The sequence below is a fragment of the Clostridium polyendosporum genome (assembly GCF_018332455.1).
Classification (GTDB): domain Bacteria; phylum Bacillota; class Clostridia; order Clostridiales; family Clostridiaceae; genus Clostridium_AY; species Clostridium_AY polyendosporum.
In genome coordinates this window covers 169,807-191,222 of the sequence record NZ_BOPZ01000004.1, presented here as the reverse complement: position 1 = coordinate 191,222, position 21,416 = coordinate 169,807, and the positions used below count along the sequence as shown (strand labels likewise).

The window sequence follows — 21,416 nt, the reverse complement described above, 5'->3', positions numbered from 1 at the left end:
CACTTACCTGAGTTTGCAACAACTGCACATTCATTAAAAGAAATGTTCCCTGCAGGTGGATTTGCACTACATGGATCATCTAAAGTCTTTGGATGTACTGGTATTGCATTAGCGATCTATGCAACAGCTAGACCTGAAAAGAAGAAAGTTGTTGCAGGTTTACTTATACCATCTACACTAACAGCAATTATAGCTGGTATTACAGAACCACTTGAATTTACTTTCTTATTTATAGCACCAGCTTTATTTGGTGTACATGCAGTCTTAGCAGCAACTTTAGCAGCAACTTCATTTGCCTTTGGAGTAGTAGGTAACTTTGGTGGTGGAATAATTGACTGGGCAGCACAAAACTGGTTGCCACTATTTAAATACCATCCAGGTACGTATCTAACACAGATAGGAATTGGTTTATGTTTTACAGCAATTTATTTCTTTGTATTCCGTTATGCGATTCTGAAGTTTAACTTTGCAACACCAGGTCGTGAACAAGATAATGAGGAAGCAAAGCTTTATACAAAAGCTGATTACAAGGCAAGACAAGCAGGAACTGTAGCTGCTCAAAGTAATGAAGTACAAAAAGGTAGTAAAGCTATGGAGTTTTTACAAGCATTAGGTGGAAGTGGAAATATTCAAGATGTTACTAATTGTGCAACTCGTCTTCGTATATCTGTAAAAGATGAAACTAAACTAGCAGGTGATAATGTATTCCGTCAAGCTGGTGCGCATGGCGTAGTGAGAAACGGAAAAGCTATTCAGGTTATTGTTGGACTATCAGTCCCTCAAGTAAGAGAAGAATTTGAAAGTTTACTTGGCAGTAGATAAATATATAAGTAAGTAAACTTAGTCGACATTTGTACTATTAAAACTGAACAGGCATCTGGCCTGCTCAGTTTTATCTATATTAATGGAGTAGTAAGGAAATATATTCAGGGAAAAAGAGTCTATGATAAAAGTATTTTTATACCTTTGTCATAGCCTTTTTTTGTTTCTAGAAGTTTAAATTATGTTTGATCTATTGATAAATTAGTATAAATTTTAATGGCAGTATAGTGTAATGTAGTGATTTAAGAATAGTTTCGAGTGGATAATTTAATGCCTCAGTTAAATTAGTATTCTTCTTATAATGTTCCATTTTAACTATTAAGCCTTTATAAATAAATTTTGTTATTCATATACAACAATACTTCAAAATATATATTAATGATAAAAATGTTCACTTTTATATTAGAAAATATCAATAAATTTATACAGTAAGAAAAATTATATTTAAGGATATTAAAAATTTAAAAGGGAAATAATGTTATAAATGACTACTGAAGAAACAATATAATAGCATAGAAAGACGATATGTATTTTCTACTAGTACATTTTTTGAACGGTAAATAATTATAAAGGAGAGATTGGAAGTGTCAAGTAATGATAGGTGTTGTTGTGAAAATAGTAACAATGATGAAAGAAACGAGAAAGTAATAAAAATCATTGAGGAGTTTAAGGAGGTAAAAGGAGGATTAATTCCTGTGCTACATGCTGTGCAACAGTTATATGGATATCTACCGGAAGAAGTTCTTCAGATTATTTCTGAGGGACTAGATATTCCAATGACAGAAATATATGGTGTAGCATCTTTCTATCATTTTTTCTCTTTAGAGCCAAAGGGAGAACATATTATAAGAGTATGTCTTGGTACTGCATGTTATGTTAAAGGAGGACAAATCATTCTTAATAGATTGTCGCAAGAATTAAATATAGAAATAGGTAAAACCTCTTCAGATGGGAAATTTACCCTTGAAGCTACTAGGTGTCTTGGTGCTTGTGGACTTTCTCCTGTAATGACCATAGATGATAAAGTATATGGAAAAGTAACTCTAGAAGATGTCAGAAGAATTCTGGATGAGTATATAGAGAGGGAGGAACAATTATGAAGACAATACAAGAATTAGATGAAATAAGAAAGAAGACCTTTGAGAAGGTTAATCAAGGTAGAGATAGAAAAAATCCTAGAATAACAGTAGGTATGGCTACATGTGGCATTGCAGCAGGAGCAAAATATGTTCTAGAGACCATAATTGAAGAACTTAATAAATTAGGAATTACTAATGTAGAAGTAGTTAAAACAGGATGTATTGGTATATGTAAATTAGAACCTGTAGTAGAGGTTATTATGCCAGGTGAGCAAAAGGTTACTTATGTGAAAATGAGTGCTTCTAGGGCTAGAAAAATGGTAAGAGAACATATTAAGGATGGTAATGTAATTGATGAATATACTATGTATGTAGTAGAAGGCAAAGTATTAAATGATTATACAGTATTAAATGGCTAAGATGGAGGGGTTAGAATGAATTTATTTCGTGGTCAGGTACTTATATGTGGAGGAACAGGATGTTCCATAGAAGGCGCAATGGATATAACCAACTCTATAAAGAATGAATTAAAAAAGCATATAATAGAAAATGAAATAGAGGTAATAAGAACAGGGTGTCTAGGTCTTTGTGAACTTGGACCTATTGTGATGGTTTATCCTGAGGGAACCTTTTACAGTAAGGTTAATGTAAAGGATGTAGCTGAAATTGTGGAAGAGCATCTGGTAAACGGTAGAATAGTAAAAAGACTGGCATACTTTGAATCTCTTCAAGACTATGGAATAAGATCCTTAGATGATGTTGAATTTTATAAAAAGCAAGTAAGAATAGCACTAAGGAATTGCGGAGTAATAGATCCAGAAAACATAGATGAATATCTTGCTGTTGATGGATATAAGGCTCTGGAAAAGGTTTTAACTCAATTAACTCCTCAAGAGGTTATAGAAATTCTTAAAAAATCAGGGTTAAGAGGGAGGGGAGGCGGAGGATTTCCTACAGGACTAAAGTGGGAGTTAGCTGCTAAACAGGTTAATAATACAAAATATATAATTTGTAATGCTGATGAAGGAGATCCGGGTGCTTTTATGGATCGTTCTGTCTTAGAAGGAGATCCACATGCAGTGCTAGAGGCTATGGCTATAGGAGGTTATGCTATAGGTGCTAGTGAAGGGTATATATATGTTAGAGCTGAGTATCCACTAGCTGTTGAAAGATTAAAAGCAGCCATAAAACAAGCAAGAGAATATGGACTTCTAGGTGATAATGTTTTAGGTACTGATTTTAAATTTAATATTGATATAAGGCTAGGTGCTGGTGCATTCGTGTGCGGTGAGGAAACTGCACTTATGAATTCTATTGAAGGAAAGAGAGGAATGCCTAATCCAAAACCACCATTTCCTGCTCAAAGTGGATTGTGGAAAAAACCGAGTGTTATCAATAATGTTGAGACTTTCGCAAATATAGCTCAGATAATTTTAAAGGGTGCTGATTGGTTTTCAAGTATAGGTACTCAAAAGAGTAAAGGAACAAAGGTATTCGCGCTAGGTGGAAAGATCACTAACACAGGCCTTGTAGAAGTTCCTATGGGGATTACCTTGAGAGAGGTTATTTATGATATAGGAGGGGGTATACCTAATGGGAAAAGTTTAAAAGCAGTTCAAACTGGTGGACCCTCCGGAGGATGTATTACCACTGAAAATCTTGATGTACCAATTGATTATGATACATTAAGCAGCCTAGGTTCTATGATGGGATCTGGTGGAATGATTGTATTGGATGAAGATAATTGTATGGTAGATGTAGCAAGATTCTACCTTGATTTTGTAAAAGATGAATCCTGTGGTAAGTGTACTCCTTGTAGAATAGGTACTAAGAGAATGCTTGAAATTTTAGAAAAGATAACTACAGGGAAGGGGACGTTAGAGGACTTAGAGAAATTGGAGATACTAGCAAAGCAAATAAAAGTAGCATCTCTTTGTGGACTTGGTCAAACAGCACCAAATCCAGTATTATCAACATTAAAGTATTTTAGAGATGAATATATAGCTCATGTAGTAGAGAGGAAGTGCCCAGCAGGCGTTTGTGCAGCACTTGTAGAATACAGTATCAATCCTGACAAATGTAGAGGTTGTAGTTTATGTGCTAGGCAATGTCCTGTGAATGCAATTAGTGGAAAGATTAGACATCCATATAATATAGATCAAAGTAAGTGTGTGAAGTGTGGTTCTTGTGTAAATAAGTGTCCATTTAAGGCAATTGAAAAGAAATAATTTCATAATGTTGGAGGTGAATAGGATGGAAATAGTAACGCTTAAAATAAATGATAAGGAAATACAGGTTCCTAAAGGAACTACTGTATTAGAAGCAGCAAGAAGTATAGGTATCAAAATACCAAGCCTCTGTTACCTTAAAGATGTTAATAAGTGTTCAGCCTGTAGAATTTGTGTAGTAGAAGTAGGATCAAAACTTATTGCATCATGTTCTTTAGAAGCAGAAGAGGGAATGGTCGTAAAAACTAATACTCCTGCGGTAAGAGAAGTCAGAAGAATGGTAGTAGAACTTCTATTATCTAATCACAAGAGAGAGTGTACTACATGCATTAGAAATGAGAATTGTGAACTTCAAAGTTGTGCTAAAGAACTTAATGTAAGAGAAATAAAATATGAAGGAGAAAGGATTTCAAAACCGTTGGATTTATCTTCTACTTCTATAGTAAGGGATGCGGAAAAATGTATACTCTGTGGTAGATGTATAAGCACTTGTTCTGATGTACAAACTGTATATGCCATTGGTTTTGCTAAAAGAGGTTTTAATACAAAGGTGGAAGCACCTTATGATAAGGGTATAGGAAATACCGTATGTATTAATTGTGGTCAATGTATAATGGCCTGTCCGGTAGGTGCTCTCAGTGAAAAGAATAATGTAGATGACGTATGGAAGGTATTAGGAGAGAGAGATAAGTACGTTATAGTTCAAACAGCTCCTGCAGTAAGAGTAGCATTAGGCGAAGAATTTGGTATTAAAATAGGTTCAAGAGTTACTGGGAAAATGGTATCAGCTTTAAGAAACTTAGGGTTCTATAAGGTGTTTGATACAGATTTTGCTGCTGACCTTACTATAATGGAGGAAGGTACAGAATTATTAAGTAGGCTAGAAAGAGAAGAAAATCTTCCTCTTATGACATCTTGTTGTCCTGGATGGATTAAGTTCGTTGAGCATTTTTATCCAGAGATGCTTAACAATTTATCTACTTGTAAATCTCCTCATGAGATGGAAGGTGCGCTAATTAAAACTTATTTTGCAGAAATGATGGGCATAGACGCTAAAAAGATTGTAGTAGTATCCATAATGCCATGCGTAGCAAAGAAGTTTGAGAGACAAAGACAAGAGCTTTCTAATAATGATATGCAGGATGTAGACTATGTACTAACTACTAGAGAGTTAGCTCAGATGATTAAGGAGGCAGGTATAGATTTTGTAAATCTTGAGGACGAGGATTTTGACAATCCACTGGGAGAGTCTACTGGTGCTTCTGTGATATTTGGTGCCACAGGAGGGGTTGCTGAAGCTGCTTTAAGAACTATTTATGAGATTACTGGAGATAAAGAATTAGATAACATTGATTTTGAAGTAGTTAGAGGAATTAATGGTATAAGGATAGCTGAGATTGAGCTGCAAAATGGTAAAAAGGTTACTGCAGCAGTAGCTCATGGACTTGGTAATGCGAGAGAACTTCTGAGAATAGTGAAAAGTGGAGAAATGAAAATTGATTTTATTGAGGTTATGGCATGCCCAGGAGGGTGCGTAACCGGTGGAGGACAGCCTATACTAAATTCTAATGATTTAGCTATTATAAATGCTAAGTGTGAAAGAGCGGGAGCTATTTATGAAGAGGATAAAGAAATGCCTATAAGAAAGTCACATAAGAATCCATATATACTTAAAGTTTATAAAGAATTTCTTGGTAAGCCTAATGGATATTTAAGTCATGAACTTCTTCATACCCATTACGTAAAAAGAGATAAATTTTAATAAAACATCCAGCAAATATTATAGTATAATGCGATATTATGTGATGTGCATCATCTCCATTAATAAAATGACTGTATTATGAAGAAATAATGCGGTCATTTTATTTGCTGTTATTTCACGAAGTGAAATTTGACTAAAATCTATAGATACACAACTTCATAACTGAATTAAGAATTTTGGAAAAGCACTAAAAATGAGTAAATTAAGTGTTGGAGCTATTTAAGGGAGAATTAAACAAGTTAAAAAATTGTATACTTTTCTTAAATACAAACAATTCTAATACTTTTTATATTATAATCTAAAAATAGTTGTGAGTATTATTTTAATAATTTTTTAAAACGGGGTGGTTATTGTTGAAAAAGATACTGTTATTTCTATTTATAATATTTTGTACTATTAATATCAGCACGTTAAATGTTAAAGCCGATACTTTGGACAACCCAAACATCATTTCTGCTAGAGCAAAGGTTGTGGGGGTTAAAGAAGAAAACAATTCTACAGGGATATCTGAAAACAAGGGAGATATACGGCAAATAATAACGGTGCAAGTTACAAATGGAAAATACAAAGGTAAAGTACTTACTATAGAAAATACCATAAGATCTGACTTAGCTTATAATCTTGACATTCATGAAAAAGATACTATTTTAGTATTAATAATGGAAGATAAGAATGGCAATTACCTTGGTGTAAACATCGAAGATATGGCGAGAGACACCTATCTACTATATTTAGTTCTTATTTTTGCGTTATTAATGATTATTATTGGGAAACTCAAGGGTGTTAAGTCACTTATTACATTAGTGATAACAGGCTTCACAATATGGAAGGTATTTATACCAATGATAATAAAAGGGTATTCCCCTATAGGAGCATCTATCTTAACCTGCGTCCTAATATCAATAACAACACTTGTTATAACGAGTGGCTTAAATAATAAAACTCTATCTGCACTATTCGGTACATTAAGTGGTGTAATTATAGCTGGAGTTATTTCTTTAATCATTGGAAAATATGCAAATATCACTGGCTTTGCTAATGAAGACGCTCAACTTCTTATCAATGCCCCTATAAAAATAGATTTGAAGGGATTGCTGTTTGCGGGAATAATAATGGGATCTCTAGGGGCAGTAATGGACATAGGAATATCTATATCTTCTGCAATTTTTGAGCTAAAAGAAGTGAATAAAAAAATGTCAAAAAAAGATCTTATAACTTCTGGAATGAATATAGGCAAAGACATAATGGGAACCATGTCCAACACTTTAATACTTGCATATGTTGGGAGTTCAATACAAATGATACTGCTATTTGTGGCTTATAATATGTCTGCATCAGAAGTAATAAATAAAGAATTAATAGCTTCAGAAATCTTAAGAGCTCTTTCTGGAAGCATAGGGTTGGTTTGCGCTATACCTATAACCGTAGGCATATCGTCACTACTTGCGGAAAGAAAAAATAATATCACTCAAGAGTTACCAGATAGTTTAGAGGTGAACTAAAGAAGATACATAAATATAAACTTTTATATTTAACTCAATTCTTTTATTAGTTGTATAAGCTAAAAGTGATTTTATATCATCTAATAATTATGAATTTTAATTTGTTTCTATTTCACAAAGTGAGCTCTAGTTAAGAGGTTGTGATAAAAGTAATTTTAGGTGGAATTTTAGCTAAGTTACTTGCAAAAATATTAAATTTAGTTAGAAAAACCAGTATTGAGATATCAATTTAATGCTCAATGCTGGTCTTTTTTGTATAAAAAAATAAAGAGTAGGTGTTTAAGTATTGGTACCATAATAAAGTGTCAATAGCTAGAATTTAGTCAGTGAAAATTCCCTGAAAGTGTGAATAATCACAACTAGAGGAATTAAGAACTGATTGGTTTAGTTGTATTGTAACGGTTTTCGTTATTTGTTATCATAAAATCAATGAAAGTGCTTTCAAGAAAGTTTTACAAAAGAAACGTAAGTTTTATGAAGGAATTTATGTATAGTTATATTTTAAAATAGTGTTTTATTAAAAAGTTTACTTATAGATATACAACTTCATAACTGAACTTATAATTCATGAAAAAGCATTGCATGTCGAGGCTATTTTCCTGAATTGATTAAAGATTGAAGTTGTTTATCTAAATGGATGGAAGAATTTTAAATAAGAATAAAATAAAGGGTATGAGTATAAGGAGGAAATGGTTATGAAAAAGTTTTCTATAGTTGTTGCAGGCGGAGGAAGTACATTTACACCAGGGATTGTATTAATGTTATTAGATAATTTAGATAGGTTCCCTATTCGTAAAATTAAATTTTATGATAATGATAAGGAACGTCAAGATACTATTGCAAAGGCATGTGAAATACTTTTAAAAGAAAAGGCACCAGAGATTGAATTTTTAGCAACAGTAGATCCAGAAGAAGCATTTACTGATATAGATTTCGTTATGGCACATATACGTGTAGGTAAATACGCAATGCGTGAATTAGATGAAAAGATTCCTCTAAAATATGACGTTGTAGGTCAAGAAACTTGTGGACCAGGTGGAGTTGCATATGGTATGCGTTCAATCGGTGGAATACTTGAAATAATCGATTATATGGAAAAGTATTCTCCAAATGCATGGATGTTAAACTATTCTAATCCAGCTGCAATTGTAGCAGAAGCTACTCGTAAATTAAGACCAAATTCAAAGATATTAAATATCTGTGATATGCCAGTAGGAATTGAAGAACATATGGCTAAAATTGTAGGATTAGAATCTCGTAAAGATATGTTAGTACGCTACTATGGATTAAACCACTTCGGATGGTGGTCAAGCATTACTGATAAAGAAGGCAATGATTTAATGCCAAAGATTAAAGAACATGTAGCAAAATACGGTTATAATGTTGACATCAATGAAAATCAACATACAGATGCTAGCTGGAATGATACATTCACTAAAGCACGTGATGTATATGCAGTAGATCCAAGTACTTTACCAAACACATATTTAAAGTACTACTTATTCCCAGATTACGTAGTAGAACATTCTGATAAAGAATATACAAGAGCAAATGAAGTAATGGATGGTCGTGAAAAGTTTGTATTTGGTGAATGTAAAAAGGTAATAGAAGATCAATCAACTGAGGGTTGTGCACTGCATATTGATGAGCATGCTTCTTACATTGTAGACTTAGCACGTGCAATTGCCTATAACACGCAAGAAAGAATGTTATTAATTGTTGAGAACAATGGAGCAATAGAAAACTTTGATCCAACAGCAATGGTTGAGATTCCTTGTATAGTAGGCAGTAATGGTCCAGAACCACTTGTAATAGGAAAGATTCCACAATTCCAAAAAGGTTTAATGGAACAGCAAGTATCTGTTGAGAAATTAGTAGTAGAAGCATGGGCAGAAAAGTCTTACCAAAAGTTATGGCAAGCTATCACATTATCTAAAACAGTTCCAAGTGCTAAAGTTGCAAAGAACATTTTAGATGATTTAATTGAAGCTAATAGAGAATTTTGGCCAGAGTTAAAGTAAGATTATCCTCATTGTCTAAAGATAAATAACTTCAATCCGTTAGCTTTAATGAGATTTTACTTCGTGAAATTACAGTAAGTGAATATAGTTATAAAGTGGTTTATCTATAATGGACAAAAAAGTACAAAATATCTTATTATATTTTGTACTTTTTACTTCATTTATCTGTACCAATTTGTTATTTACGATAAAATATTGATATAATGTAAGTAACAAGGGGGTAAATGTATTATGAGATTAGAAGAATTAGTTAACAATAATTATAATAAATTAAATGAAAATGATTTATACATCTTAAAGTATATTTTAAATAATAAAGTAGAATGTTGTAATCTGGGGATTAATGAACTTGCTAAAAAATGTAATGTATCTAGAACAACAATTCTCCGGTTTGCACAAAAGTTAGGTTTTAAGGGTTATAGTGAATTTCGAGTACATTTAAAGTGGCAAGAAGAGGAAAAAGACAACGAAGAAATTGATTATGTTGAAAAGCTGTATACGGATCTAAATGAAACTATAAAACTTATCAAAGAAAAGGATTTCACAAGTATCTGCGAATTAATATATAATGCTGAAAGAGTTTTTGTGTATGGTACGGGTACAGCTCAGATAGCTGTTGCACAAGAATTAAAGCGATCTTTTTTATCAGCACATAAATATTTTTATGTAATTGAGGGATATCGTGAATTTGAAGTATTAATGTCTAGTATAAAAGAGAACGACGTTGTTATTATTGTTTCCTTATCAGGCAATACAACATCTTTGCATAGTTGTATAAATGAATTAACAATGAAAGGTATTGAATATATTTCTATTACAAAGCTTAGTAATAACAAGCTTTCGAGAACGACACCACACAACTTATATGTAACTACTTCAAATATGAATTTAAGCAATGGTTTGAGCTATGAAAGTTGTTCAATGTTTTTTATCTTAATTGAATCACTGTTTAGACAGTATATTAGCTATATACAGGAGCAGGAGCAAGAGAATAATATACAATCAATAAAAGTTGAGAGATGAACATTAGAAGAAGAACATACTTGCTAATATCTCCTTGGATGATTCAAGAGCATAGAAACATATGAAATTTTTATTAAATAAGCTAGAAATATAAATATTTAAAATTGAATATGAATGGAGATGAAAGGTATGTTTAAAAATTTATTTAAATCAAAATCAAAGGTTGTGGATACAAAACCAAAGATTGTTGAGATATTTTCACCTTTAAACGGAGAAATTATAAATATTACGGAGGTTCCTGATCCAGTATTTGCTCAAAAGATGGTAGGTGATGGCTTTGCGGTTATTCCAAAGAACGGAAAATTGTTCTCTCCAGTAAAAGGTAGAGTAGTACAAATTTTCCCTACTAGACATGCTATCGGAATTGAAACTGCAGAGGGATTAGAAATTCTTATTCATGTAGGACTAGAAACTGTTGAACTTAATGGGGAAGGTTTTCAAGTGATAGTTAAGGCTGGTGATTTTGTAGAAGTAGGAGATCACTTATTAAATTTTGATATTAATTTTATAGAAGAAAATAATAAAGAAATTGTAACACCAGTAGTTGTTACTAACTATGAAGATAAAATACAGAAGTTTTCTAAAGTGTGTGACTCAGAAGTTATTTGTAAAGATTTAGTGTTAAGATGCGAATTAATATAAATGATTAATTTTTTTATCTACCGAATGGGCAAAGGGTATCCTTTAATAGGGATACCCTTTAAAATCCTTTCAGACCAGTATAAATTAAGCTGCTTTACTAGTGTGTTCTACGAAAGTAACTGTCTTTCTATGATGTAGTTTGTAATATAATAAAGCATCAAACAAGATAATTACAGAAGATACAACGCATAAGATGGAATAGCCTGTATATACAGAAATTAGACCAAGGAGAAATGACCCCAATCCATAGCCACAGTCCCAAAATGAAAGGAATGTTGCGGTTGCAAAACCTTTTCGATGAGCAGGAGCGGCTTTTAATACTAGTGCTTGCAGGCTTGAAAAGAGTGCTCCAAAGCCTAGACCGATTATTCCACTAGAAGCTAAAAACATAAAAGGTGTATGTGTCTTACTCAATCCTATTAGTCCTATTGCTAATAGTAAAAAGCCAGGATAAATAACAATGTTCTCACCACGTTTATCAAATAGCTTTCCAAAAAATGGTCTAGATATCACTATCATCACAGCAAAAACTACAAAGAAAAAGCTTGAAACATTAGCCAACCTAATTTCTTTTGCATAAAGAGTAATAAAAGCAATGCTTCCATAGTATCCAAATGAAAGAACAAAACTAATTAAAGATATAGGAATACCAGTTGGTTCAATAAAGTCTTTCAATTGTAATGATTTATTAGTTTTGGTTTTTTTATTAGATATATGTTCTGGAGTTTTAGTTATATTTCCGCATAGTAAAGCAAGTAAGCAAAAAATAGAGCATATAGTAAAAAAGATAGTAAAGTTATAATGTGATATAACAGTGAGACCTAAAAATGGACCAACTACCATTGCTAGACTCATAAACATATTAAAGTAGCCTATTCCTTCTCCTTTACGATTGTCAGGAATTAGGTCTGCTACGATAGTTCCTGTTGCAGTTGTAGCCATTCCGAATCCAATACCTTGAATAAAACGTAAAATAAGAAGGGGAAAAAAGTTTTTTATTTTAATATCTATAACATTTGAAATCATAAATAAAGTAAGTGATATCAGAAGAATTTTCTTTGGTCCAAGGTTTTCTATCCATTTTCCAGCTAAAGGACGAATGAGAACAGCACCGATTAGGAAAAGAGTTACAACAAGACCAACTTGTTGCTTGTCCGCTTTAAGTACATCTGTCACAAAAATAGGTAGTGTATTCATTAGACTATACATAGTCATAAATAAAAAAAAGTTGGTAAAACAAATACCTAAAAAATTACGGTTCCATAAAGCTTGTTTTTGCAAAATTCATCTCTCCATTCTATTTTATAATTTAGTCATTAGTATAGTTATTTATATTTGTAGTTATTTCCTTTAGTGATTCTCTAAGTAAAGCTATTTTTTCATCAGATAAATTATTTAACGCTATGTTTACAACATCGTGCTCTATAGGAATTAATTTTTTATTTAACTCAATTCCTTCATCAGTTATATACGCCAAAAAGGATCTTCTATCTTCTAAGTTTGGTATTCTTTTAATTAATCCCTTTCGCTCTAATTGATCTAATATTCTTGTTACGTTTGCTGGGTCTTTTTCGGATCGCTTAGCTAAATCTTTTTGACTTATGCCGTTATAGTCTTCTAATAGATTAAGTAAGGACCATTGTTCTGTCGTAATATCATATAAGCTAAATTTAAGTGATAGGAGCTGTAGAAATTTTCTAGTAGTAACATTAAGAATAAAACCCATAGATTCATCCATTTTCATCTTGTGCATCTCCTTCAATATAGTTGTCACGACAATTATATTTATATCAATTAATTTTGTCAAGTTTGTTAGCTTCTTATTGATTTTATTATGTAACAATTTAATAAATTTAATTTCCTAGAGATTAAGTTTATTTATCTCTAATTTATAGATAAGAAAATTACATGAAGGGTAGGGTGAAATAATGAAGATACTTGCTATTATGGGAAGCCCTAGAAAAGAGGGTAATACTTTTCTAGTAACTAAAATGATTGAAGAAAGACTAAAACAGTTTGATCATAACATTCAATTTAATTATCTTTTTCTTCGGGACGCTGACATTAAAATGTGTTTAGGTTGTACTTCATGTTTTAATAAGGGGGAAGCACACTGTCCTCTTAAAGATGATACCCTGAAAATCGCTGAAAATATGATTCAATCAGATGGAGTAATATTTGCTTGTCCCACATATGTAGCAAATGTTTCAGGAATTATGAAGAATTTTATTGATCGTTTAGCCTATATATGTCATCGTCCTTTGTTCTATAACAAGAAGGCTTTGCTTGTATCAACTACAGGTATTGCAGGACTTTTTCAACTATTTAGTTCTCTTAGTTTAGCGGTTTCAGCTTGGGGGTTTCATATAACAAGTAAAGTTGGCATTGTCATGGGAACAAACTCCATTCACTCAATACCAGAAAAATATTTTAAACAAATAGATAAGGCAGTAGCAAAATTCTATAAGGCAGTAATTGAAAGTGAAAAATATTCACCAAGTATTACTAGTTTGACAGCTTTTCAATATAATCAAAATTATTATAGAAATAATGATGAATCAACACTTGATGCTAAGTTTTGGAGAGAAAAAGGTTGGCTTGAAGTGGGAAAAAACTATTATGTTGAAGCGAGAGTAAATATACTGAAGAAAATAGTAGCTAGGCTAATTACAAAAATCTTAGAGATCAATATAGCTAAAGATAAATAACGTCTAGAAAGATAAATTTTTTGTAATATTTCCATGATAATATTTAATATTTTTCACGTTAAAAAATTATTAATATTGACTATAGTTCTAGATAGGACAAGAAATTAAGAGAAATATCAAGTTATTTTAATGATGTCGTAATTCTCATTTTTATATGTCTTTGATAACATATGTTATAATCATACAGTAAAAATATATTGAATTTAAGGCGTTTTTTCAAGTTATGGATGTTGATATTTAGAATAATAAAATTAATAAGTAAATAAAGCTAAATATAGCTCAGATAAATACAATTTTACGCTAAATGGCATCTAATCTTTCGAGTTAGATGCTCTTGTTTTGATTTGTTGTCATCTCATGAAGTGGAGCCTGACTCAAGCTATAGATATACAACTTCATAACTCAACCTGTAATTCATGAAAAAGCATTACATGTCCAGGCTATTTTCATGAATTTTTTAAGGTTCGAATTTATGTATATATAGATAAACAACTTCATAACTGAACTTATAATTCAGAAAAAAGCATTGCATGTCGAGGCTATTTTCCTGAATTGATTAAGGATTGAAGTTGTTTATCTTTAGTAAGGTAATTTAAGTATGTAAATTAGGAGGTTATAATTATTGAGTATTTCACAGAACGCAACTAATGAGCAAATTGTAAATTTAAAAAAACAAAGTATATACGGATTCACTAGAGGTATTAAGCAAGGAATTCCTATTGCATTAGGGTACATACCAGTTTCTTTTACCTTTGGACTCATGGCAGTTAATGGAGGTTTGCCAGTTTGGACTGCTGTTCTAATATCATTAACCAATTTTACATCTGCAGGACAATTTGCAGGAACTTCTTTAATAATAGCAAGTGGATCAATGTTAGAGATTACATTAACTACATTTGTTATAAATATCCGATATATGTTAATGTCATTATCACTTTCTCAGAAAATTGTATCTAACATGCCAATGGTTAAAAGATGCATTATGGCTTTTGGAATCACTGATGAGACATTTACAGTTGCTTCTTTAGAAAAAGAAGACATTACCTTTGGATATATGATGGGAACTATAACTTATCCATATCTTGGATGGCTTTTTGGAACCTTATTAGGAGCAGTATCAACTTCAATATTGCCTGAGAAGTTACAAAGTTCAATGGGAATAGCGTTATATGCTATGTTTATTGCTCTTATCATCCCAACAGCAAAAAAGTCAAAACAGGCTTTGATAGTTGTAATCGCTGCAGTATTTATTAGCTTAATTTGTACTTGGATTCCGTATTTAAAAAAAATATGTGGGGGATGGAGTATTGTTATTTCAACTATTATTGCGTCAAGTATAGGTGCAGCTTTCTTTCCAAAGGAGGATGATGAAATATGAGCAGAATATTAATAGCCGTATTTTTAATGGCACTTGTTACATATATACCAAGAGTTCTACCTATTATAATTTTTAAAAATAAATTGAACTCAAGGTTTTTTAAGTCATTTTTGTATTATATGCCTTTTGCAGTTTTAGGAGCTATGACTTTTCCTAATATACTATCTTCAACTGGAAATACATATTCTGCATTAATTGGTATGATAGTTGCAGTAGTTTTAGCATATTTTGAACAAGGGTTGATGAAAGTAGCTATAAGTGCTGTTTTGGCTGTTTACATTTTTCAATTGTTTTTATAAGAATACTACTAGAAGTTTCTACCTATAAATATATAACTATCTATATATGATATAATAGACAGTGTAATACCAACGGCATAGGGGGAATATAAATGATAAAGTTAATAGCTACGGACATGGATGGAACGTTACTAAATAGTAGTGGGGAGTTACCTAAGGGTTTTTTTAAGGTTTTAGAGGATTTGACTAACCGAGGTGTTATGTTTGTAGCCGCAAGTGGAAGACAATATGCTACTCTTGTAGAGAATTTTTCTAAAGCAAAGGATAATATTATGTTTGCTGCTGAAAATGGTTCATTTGTAGTCTATAGAGGAAAAGAGCTATTTTCAAAAACCTTATCTAATAAAATAGCTATGGATATTATAAAAGATGCAAGAAAAATTAAAGATTGCAAGATAGTGTTATGCGGTAAAAATTCTGCTTATATAGAAGATGATGAACCGAAATTTATGGAACAAGTAAATAAGTATTATCATAAAAACAAGTTAGTAAATAACTTAGAAGAAGTAAAAGATGAGTTTTTAAAAATTGCTTTGTATGATTTAAAAGGAGCATCTCAGAATTCAAATAAAATTATGAATCCAAAATGGGGAGAAATATTACAGGTTACAGTATCCGGAGAAAATTGGTTAGACTTAGGAAGAAGTGACATAAACAAAGGTGTTGCTATCCAATTTATACAAGATAAGTTTGGGGTTAGTCATGAAGAAACCATGGTGTTTGGGGATTACTTTAATGACATTCATATGCTTCAAAGTGCCTATCATAGTTATGTTATGGTAAATGCACCAGAGGGTGTTAAAAAATATGGAAGATTTATCGCCAAAAGCAATGATGAAGATGGTGTAGTGGAAGTAATTAAGAATAAAGTTCTAAAAAAAGAAGCTTAAATATATTAAACAGTACTTAATCTAGAAGGTTAGGTACTGTTTATTTACTATCTATTATTTCATAAAGTGAAATCGGACTAAAACTGAGCAGCCTTGAAGACTACTCAATTTTATTTTAGGTTTTACACATTTATGCATTAATTTACCAATAAATTCGACTTTTCTTTCATATTTATATTTGTTAAAATTAGTAAATAAGCAGTCTAAATAATAAGTATTTTATAAAATTTATAAATTTCTTTATCTATATACAAAGGGGGTACACATGAAGAGGATTGATAGGATTTATGACTATTTAGAAAAAAAGACAAGAAATTTGAAATCGGAAGAATTGCTAATAGGCAATGGAGTTACAGCTACAGAAATTGCAGAGGATTTAAATATTTTAAGAAATAATGTAAGTAAAGAACTTAATGAGCTGCATAGGTTAGGGAAAATAATAAAAATAAAAGGAAGACCAGTTCTTTATATTCATAAAGCGGCTTTTGAAGAAGTTTTTAGTGTTAAATTACCAGATGAACCTATAGAGATTAGTAATATAAATGAAATAATTGCCAATGAAGAAGTAAAAGAGGAAGATCAAGATCCTTTTGCTTTGTTAATAGGTGCTCAAGCTAGTTTAAAAAATCCAATAGAGCAAGCAAAAGCTGCAGTACTATATCCCCCCAATGGTCTTCATACACTTATTGTTGGACAAACAGGTGTAGGTAAAACCTTATTTGCTAATATGATGTATAATTACGCAAGGTATGCAAAAAAGTTAGATGAAAAATCGCCATTTATTATATTCAATTGCGCAGACTACTATAATAATCCTCAATTATTATTATCACATATTTTTGGACATATTAAGGGAGCTTTTACTGGGGCAGACTGTGAGAAACATGGACTTGTAGAAAAAGCTAATGGAGGGATTTTATTTTTAGACGAAATCCATAGGTTACCTCCAGAAGGACAAGAAATGATTTTTTATTTTATGGATACAGGTACTTATAACAAGTTAGGTGAGACAGAAAGAACTAGAAAAGCTAATGTACTAATTGTAGGAGCAACCACGGAAGACCCCAATTCATATATGCTTAAAACTTTCATAAGAAGAATTCCAATAATAATAAATATACCATCACTAGAAGAAAGATCTGTTGAGGAAAAGATAGATATTATAAAATATCTATTATCAAAAGAATCTCATAGAGTTAATAAACCTATTAAGGTATCAAGTGAAGTTATAAGGGCATTAATAGGGAGCTCTTCATATGGAAACGTAGGGCAATTAAAATCAAATATACAACTTATATGTGCTAGAGGTTTTTTAAATAGTATTGGTAATGATGAAAGTATAGAATTAGATTTTAAAAATCTTCCTTCAAAAATAAAAGATGGATTGTTTAATATAGGAAATAGGCGCAAAGAGTTAGAACAAATAGGTAGGATAATAGAATCTCCTATATTAGTAACTCCTAAAGGTTATAAAGTTATTTTAGAAGAAGATCCATATGAACCTCCATTTAATCTATATAAAATAATAGAAGACAAAGCAAGTGTATTAAAAGATGAAGGAATGGATACTGAATATATAAATAAATTTATAATTACGGATATTAATATTCATATTAAGAGTTTTTATGATAGATTTAATAAGGATAAGGATAAAAGAGAACGAATCCTTAAGATAGTTGAGAAGGATATATTAGAGTTTTCAGAAAAAATTAAAAGAATAGCAGAAAAAGATTTAAAAAGAACATATAGCGATAGATTTGTATATGCATTAAGTCTTCATTTAAGTGCATTTTTCAAAAGAGTAAGAAATGAAAAAAGTATTAACTATGCAAATATTGAAAGTGTTATTAAAGATAGACCAGAAGAATTCAAAGTGGCTTTAAAGATAAAAAAACTTATAGACGAAAATTATAAGATTATTGTTTCAGAGGTTGAAGTAGCGTATATAACAGTTCTACTTAGTTCAGTAGAAGAAGTTAGTGAGGGAAAGGTAGGAATTTTAGTAGTAGCTCATGGAAACAGTACAGCAAGTAGTATGGCTAATGTAACAAATAAACTTTTAGGAGAAGGTATTGTTTATTCTGTTGATATGCCTTTAGAGGTAAGTCCAAAAGATATATTAGAAGTAATTATTGAAAAAGTAAAGCAGATAGATATGGGAGAAGGTGTATTATTACTTGTAGATATGGGTTCCTTATGCAATTTTGAATCAGTAATTATGGAAAGAACAGGTATAAGGATAAAAACTATTGATATGGTTTCTACTCCGTTAGTGCTTGAAGCTGCAAGAAAGACTAATATTTTTGGTATGAATCTTGAAGATATTTATAATTCTTTAAAGAACTTTAAAGGTTATGCCAATAGCGCAAAGGAAATAAAAGATTACAGTAATAAAGTTATTGTTACTATATGTTCAAGTGGTAAAGGAACAGCAGTTAAGTTAAAAGAGCTTGTTGAAGATATTGTCTACAATTTAACAGAAGAAAGAATAACAGTTATTACAGTAGGATTATCTGATTTAGATAAAAAAATTGAAGAAATAGGGAAAAAACATGATATTATAGCTGCAATTGGAATAAAAAAGCCTAATATAGAAATGCCATTTATTCCACTTGAAATGCTTATTGATGGAAATGGTGAGAAATTTTTAAAAGAAGTTATTCTTAACAACAATATATCTATATCACCAAAAAAAGAAAATGTTGTTGTAGAAGACTTATGTGAAAATAGTTTGAAACAATTTTTAACTTATTTAAATCCACATAAAATAATTAGTGTATTACTAAAATTTATAAGTGTATTAGAGAGCGAACTAAAAACAGAGTTTAGTAATCCTGTGAAATTTAAAATAGCTGTTCATGTAGGATGTTCTTTAGAAAGAATGGTAATTAATGATGGTTTAAATTATAGTGGGGATAAAACTCAATTTAATCAATGTATAATTAGTTCAGTGGATAAAGCTTGTAAAGTTTTTGAAGATACATTAAGACTATCAATAACAATGGATGAAAAATTCTTTATTTATGAAATGTTAAGTTAGTTAAATATTGATAAAAAGTTCTTAAGTTAGTTTAGAATTCTGTACAAAATATTAAAATGTATGCTTTTTTTTGATTATTAATGATTGAATATGATTATTAATGAATTAATATGCGTATTTAGTATTAAAAATATTTATAAACAGTATTAATGTGTATCAAAAATAAAGAATCAGTATCAAAGAATACGTTTTCTAATTTTGAAAAAACTAGTGATACCAATAATTTACAATATTAAAAGTTTTTGATACACAAAGTTGGCACGGTAGTTGCTATATAAATAAGCACAAAGAAAAAATATAGGAGGGAAGAGAATGGTAGCAGTAGTAGTAGGTACCCACGGTAAGTTCTCACAAGAAATAGTAAGATCATCTGAGATGATATTTGGAAAGCAGGAAAATGTAGGCGTGGTTACATTTGAACCAGGTGAAGGTGCTGATGGTTTAGTACAAAAGTACACAGAAGTTATAGAAAGTTTAGACAGTAGTCAGGGAGTACTGTTTATGGTTGATTTATTTGGAGGAAGCCCATTTAATGCAGCAAGCAGAATAGCAATAAACAATGAAAACATGGACATAGTAACAGGTGTAAGTTTACCTATGCTTCTTGAAGTATATGGTTCAAGAAGTTTTCTAAGCGTATCAGAATTAGTAGAGACAGCTAAAAATGCTGTAAAAGATTCAGTAAAATCATTTAAATCAAGTATCGAAGGTGATGAAGAGGAGGAATTATAAAATGGAAATTTCTTTAGCAAGAATTGATGACAGGTTAATTCATGGTCAGGTAGCAACAGTTTGGACAAAGGTATCAGGATGTAATAGAATTTTTGTTTGCAGTGATGAGGTGGCAAATGATAATTTAAGAAAAACTCTTTTACTACAAGTTGCTCCTCCAGGAGTTAAAGCTCACGTATTAGAAATTGATAAAGTTATAGAAGTTTACAAAAATCCGAAATATGCTAGCTTTAAAACTATGTTCTTATTCACAAATCCAACAGATGTTTTAAGACTTGTTGAAGGTGGAGTAGATATTAAATCAGTAAATATAGGTGGAATGTGTTTTAAAGAAGGTAAAACTCAAATTACTGGTGCGGTTTCAGTAGATAAGAAAGATGTTGAAGCATTTAAAAAGCTAAATGAAAAGGGAGTAGAATTAGAGATAAGAAAACTTGCTTCTGATCCAAAAGTTGATATTATGACAAAAATTTAATAATGAAGAATTTATTGGGAGGTTGTTAAGTTATGAGTACTATTCAAATTATTTTAGTTGTAATTATTGCATGTATAACAGGTATGGGAAGTGTGCTTGATGAAGGACAAACACATAGACCATTAATTGCATGTACTTTAATAGGACTTGTGTGTGGTGATCTTAAAACAGGAATTATTTTAGGTGGTACTTTAGAAATGATGGCTCTTGGATGGATGAATGTAGGAGCAGCAATGGCACCAGATGCAGCTTTAGCTAGCGTAGTTTCTACAATATTAGTTATAGTAGGAAAGCAATCAATAGGCGCAGGTATAGCAATAGCTATTCCAATAGCAGCAGCAGGACAGGTAATGACAATATTTGCAAGAACAATAGCCGTATTTTTCCAACATAGAGCAGATAAACATGCTGAAAATGGAAATCTAGCAGGAATAGAAAGATGCCATATAGCAGCTTTAGGAATTCAAGCAATACGTGTAGCTATCCCAGCAGCATTAGTAGCAGCGGTAGCTGGAACAGAAGGAGTTAACCTACTGTTAGCTGCAATACCAGAAGTTATTACAAGAGGATTACAAGTAGCAGGTGGATTTATAGTAGTTGTTGGATATGCAATGGTAATTAATATGATGGAAGCAAAACACTTAATGCCATTCTTCTTCTTAGGATTTGTTATAGCAGCATTTACAAGTTTTAACCTAGTAGCATTAGGTATATTAGGTACAGTTGGTGCAATAATTTATATTCAACAAAGTCCAAAATACAATGCAGCATCAGCAGCTGTTGATGAATTAGATGTTATATAAGGAGGGAAAAGC

Annotated in this window: 19 protein-coding genes; 17 read left to right on the top strand and 2 right to left on the bottom strand. The window is 31.2% G+C overall.

The features are described 5' to 3' along the window. The 9 genes from CPJCM30710_RS04085 to CPJCM30710_RS04045 form a co-directional block, all read left to right on the top strand. A partial coding sequence (locus tag CPJCM30710_RS04085; protein ID WP_212902896.1) for a glucose PTS transporter subunit EIIB occupies positions 1 to 822 on the top strand: 822 nt, incomplete at its 5' end. A gap of 584 nt (positions 823 to 1,406) precedes the next feature. Beyond that, positions 1,407 to 1,922 carry an NADH-quinone oxidoreductase subunit NuoE gene (nuoE, locus tag CPJCM30710_RS04080; protein WP_212902895.1) on the top strand — a complete coding sequence of 172 codons (516 nt, stop codon included), beginning with the start codon at positions 1,407 to 1,409 and terminating at the stop codon, positions 1,920 to 1,922. After that, positions 1,919 to 2,320 (top strand): (2Fe-2S) ferredoxin domain-containing protein, encoded by a 402-nt coding sequence (locus tag CPJCM30710_RS04075; RefSeq protein ID WP_212902894.1) that lies wholly within the window; start codon positions 1,919 to 1,921, stop codon positions 2,318 to 2,320. Before nuoE ends, CPJCM30710_RS04075 begins: the two co-directional genes overlap by 4 nt. Before the next feature lie 15 nt (positions 2,321 to 2,335). Beyond that, the gene (gene nuoF / locus CPJCM30710_RS04070) at positions 2,336 to 4,129 is read left to right on the top strand and encodes an NADH-quinone oxidoreductase subunit NuoF (protein ID WP_212902893.1); all 1,794 of its coding nucleotides are present in this window, start codon (positions 2,336 to 2,338) and stop codon (positions 4,127 to 4,129) included. A 25-nt stretch (positions 4,130 to 4,154) separates the two neighbouring features. After that, a complete protein-coding gene (locus CPJCM30710_RS04065; protein WP_212902892.1) occupies positions 4,155 to 5,891 on the top strand; it encodes an NADH-dependent [FeFe] hydrogenase, group A6 in 1,737 nt (578 codons plus the stop codon). Between the two features lie 353 nt (positions 5,892 to 6,244). Then, entirely contained in the window at positions 6,245 to 7,393 is a 1,149-nt protein-coding gene (locus tag CPJCM30710_RS04060; protein ID WP_212902891.1) for a YibE/F family protein, read from the top strand. A 695-nt stretch (positions 7,394 to 8,088) separates the two neighbouring features. Next, entirely contained in the window at positions 8,089 to 9,414 is a 1,326-nt protein-coding gene (locus tag CPJCM30710_RS04055; RefSeq protein WP_212902890.1) for a 6-phospho-alpha-glucosidase, read from the top strand. A 231-nt stretch (positions 9,415 to 9,645) separates the two neighbouring features. Further along, entirely contained in the window at positions 9,646 to 10,437 is a 792-nt protein-coding gene (locus tag CPJCM30710_RS04050) for a MurR/RpiR family transcriptional regulator (RefSeq protein ID WP_212902889.1), read from the top strand. A gap of 129 nt (positions 10,438 to 10,566) precedes the next feature. Beyond that, positions 10,567 to 11,079 carry a PTS sugar transporter subunit IIA gene (locus CPJCM30710_RS04045; protein ID WP_212902888.1) on the top strand — a complete coding sequence of 171 codons (513 nt, stop codon included), beginning with the start codon at positions 10,567 to 10,569 and terminating at the stop codon, positions 11,077 to 11,079. Positions 11,080 to 11,163: 84 nt separating this feature from the next. Here CPJCM30710_RS04045 and CPJCM30710_RS04040 read toward each other — a convergent pair whose 3' ends face one another. Together CPJCM30710_RS04040 and CPJCM30710_RS04035 are read right to left on the bottom strand one after the other, a co-directional pair. Next, entirely contained in the window at positions 11,164 to 12,360 is a 1,197-nt protein-coding gene (locus tag CPJCM30710_RS04040; protein ID WP_212902887.1) for an MFS transporter, read from the bottom strand. Positions 12,361 to 12,388: 28 nt separating this feature from the next. Then, positions 12,389 to 12,886, bottom strand: a complete 498-nt coding sequence (locus CPJCM30710_RS04035) for a MarR family winged helix-turn-helix transcriptional regulator (RefSeq protein WP_212902886.1) — start codon at positions 12,884 to 12,886, stop codon at positions 12,389 to 12,391. 121 nt (positions 12,887 to 13,007) lie between these two features. Here CPJCM30710_RS04035 and CPJCM30710_RS04030 point away from each other — a divergent pair, with 121 nt between their 5' ends. The 8 genes from CPJCM30710_RS04030 (at position 13,008) to CPJCM30710_RS03995 (ending at position 21,404) form a co-directional block, all read left to right on the top strand. After that, entirely contained in the window at positions 13,008 to 13,787 is a 780-nt protein-coding gene (locus CPJCM30710_RS04030) for a flavodoxin family protein (RefSeq protein ID WP_212902885.1), read from the top strand. Between the two features lie 628 nt (positions 13,788 to 14,415). Next, a complete protein-coding gene (locus CPJCM30710_RS04025; protein ID WP_212902908.1) occupies positions 14,416 to 15,165 on the top strand; it encodes an AzlC family ABC transporter permease in 750 nt (249 codons plus the stop codon). After that, positions 15,162 to 15,464 (top strand): AzlD domain-containing protein, encoded by a 303-nt coding sequence (locus CPJCM30710_RS04020; protein ID WP_212902884.1) that lies wholly within the window; start codon positions 15,162 to 15,164, stop codon positions 15,462 to 15,464. The genes CPJCM30710_RS04025 and CPJCM30710_RS04020 overlap by 4 nt, the downstream gene beginning before the upstream one ends. Before the next feature lie 92 nt (positions 15,465 to 15,556). Further along, positions 15,557 to 16,354, top strand: a complete 798-nt coding sequence (locus tag CPJCM30710_RS04015; protein ID WP_212902883.1) for a Cof-type HAD-IIB family hydrolase — start codon at positions 15,557 to 15,559, stop codon at positions 16,352 to 16,354. A gap of 265 nt (positions 16,355 to 16,619) precedes the next feature. Beyond that, positions 16,620 to 19,394 (top strand): sigma-54-dependent transcriptional regulator, encoded by a 2,775-nt coding sequence (locus tag CPJCM30710_RS04010; protein WP_212902882.1) that lies wholly within the window; start codon positions 16,620 to 16,622, stop codon positions 19,392 to 19,394. Between the two features lie 312 nt (positions 19,395 to 19,706). Then, entirely contained in the window at positions 19,707 to 20,126 is a 420-nt protein-coding gene (locus tag CPJCM30710_RS04005) for a PTS sugar transporter subunit IIA (RefSeq protein WP_212902881.1), read from the top strand. Position 20,127: 1 nt separating this feature from the next. Beyond that, positions 20,128 to 20,601: a mannose/fructose/sorbose PTS transporter subunit IIB gene (locus tag CPJCM30710_RS04000; RefSeq protein WP_212902880.1), complete on the top strand. Its 474-nt coding sequence runs from the start codon at positions 20,128 to 20,130 to the stop codon at positions 20,599 to 20,601. A 32-nt stretch (positions 20,602 to 20,633) separates the two neighbouring features. Further along, a complete protein-coding gene (locus CPJCM30710_RS03995) occupies positions 20,634 to 21,404 on the top strand; it encodes a PTS mannose/fructose/sorbose transporter subunit IIC (RefSeq protein WP_212902879.1) in 771 nt (256 codons plus the stop codon). Positions 21,405 to 21,416 lie beyond the last annotated feature (12 nt).

What these genes read in the sequence shown, in the direction of transcription:
- CPJCM30710_RS04075 (WP_212902894.1), top strand. Translation starts at nt 1,919, where the DNA reads ATGAAGACAATACAAGAATTAGATGAAATAAGAAAGAAGACCTTTGAG.
- nuoF (WP_212902893.1), top strand. Translation starts at nt 2,336, where the DNA reads ATGAATTTATTTCGTGGTCAGGTACTTATATGTGGAGGAACAGGATGT.
- CPJCM30710_RS04065 (WP_212902892.1), top strand. Translation starts at nt 4,155, where the DNA reads ATGGAAATAGTAACGCTTAAAATAAATGATAAGGAAATACAGGTTCCT.
- CPJCM30710_RS04055 (WP_212902890.1), top strand. Translation starts at nt 8,089, where the DNA reads ATGAAAAAGTTTTCTATAGTTGTTGCAGGCGGAGGAAGTACATTTACA.
- CPJCM30710_RS04050 (WP_212902889.1), top strand. Translation starts at nt 9,646, where the DNA reads ATGAGATTAGAAGAATTAGTTAACAATAATTATAATAAATTAAATGAA.
- CPJCM30710_RS04045 (WP_212902888.1), top strand. Translation starts at nt 10,567, where the DNA reads ATGTTTAAAAATTTATTTAAATCAAAATCAAAGGTTGTGGATACAAAA.
- CPJCM30710_RS04030 (WP_212902885.1), top strand. Translation starts at nt 13,008, where the DNA reads ATGAAGATACTTGCTATTATGGGAAGCCCTAGAAAAGAGGGTAATACT.
- CPJCM30710_RS04020 (WP_212902884.1), top strand. Translation starts at nt 15,162, where the DNA reads ATGAGCAGAATATTAATAGCCGTATTTTTAATGGCACTTGTTACATAT.
- CPJCM30710_RS04015 (WP_212902883.1), top strand. Translation starts at nt 15,557, where the DNA reads ATGATAAAGTTAATAGCTACGGACATGGATGGAACGTTACTAAATAGT.
- CPJCM30710_RS04010 (WP_212902882.1), top strand. Translation starts at nt 16,620, where the DNA reads ATGAAGAGGATTGATAGGATTTATGACTATTTAGAAAAAAAGACAAGA.
- CPJCM30710_RS04005 (WP_212902881.1), top strand. Translation starts at nt 19,707, where the DNA reads ATGGTAGCAGTAGTAGTAGGTACCCACGGTAAGTTCTCACAAGAAATA.
- CPJCM30710_RS04000 (WP_212902880.1), top strand. Translation starts at nt 20,128, where the DNA reads ATGGAAATTTCTTTAGCAAGAATTGATGACAGGTTAATTCATGGTCAG.
- CPJCM30710_RS03995 (WP_212902879.1), top strand. Translation starts at nt 20,634, where the DNA reads ATGAGTACTATTCAAATTATTTTAGTTGTAATTATTGCATGTATAACA.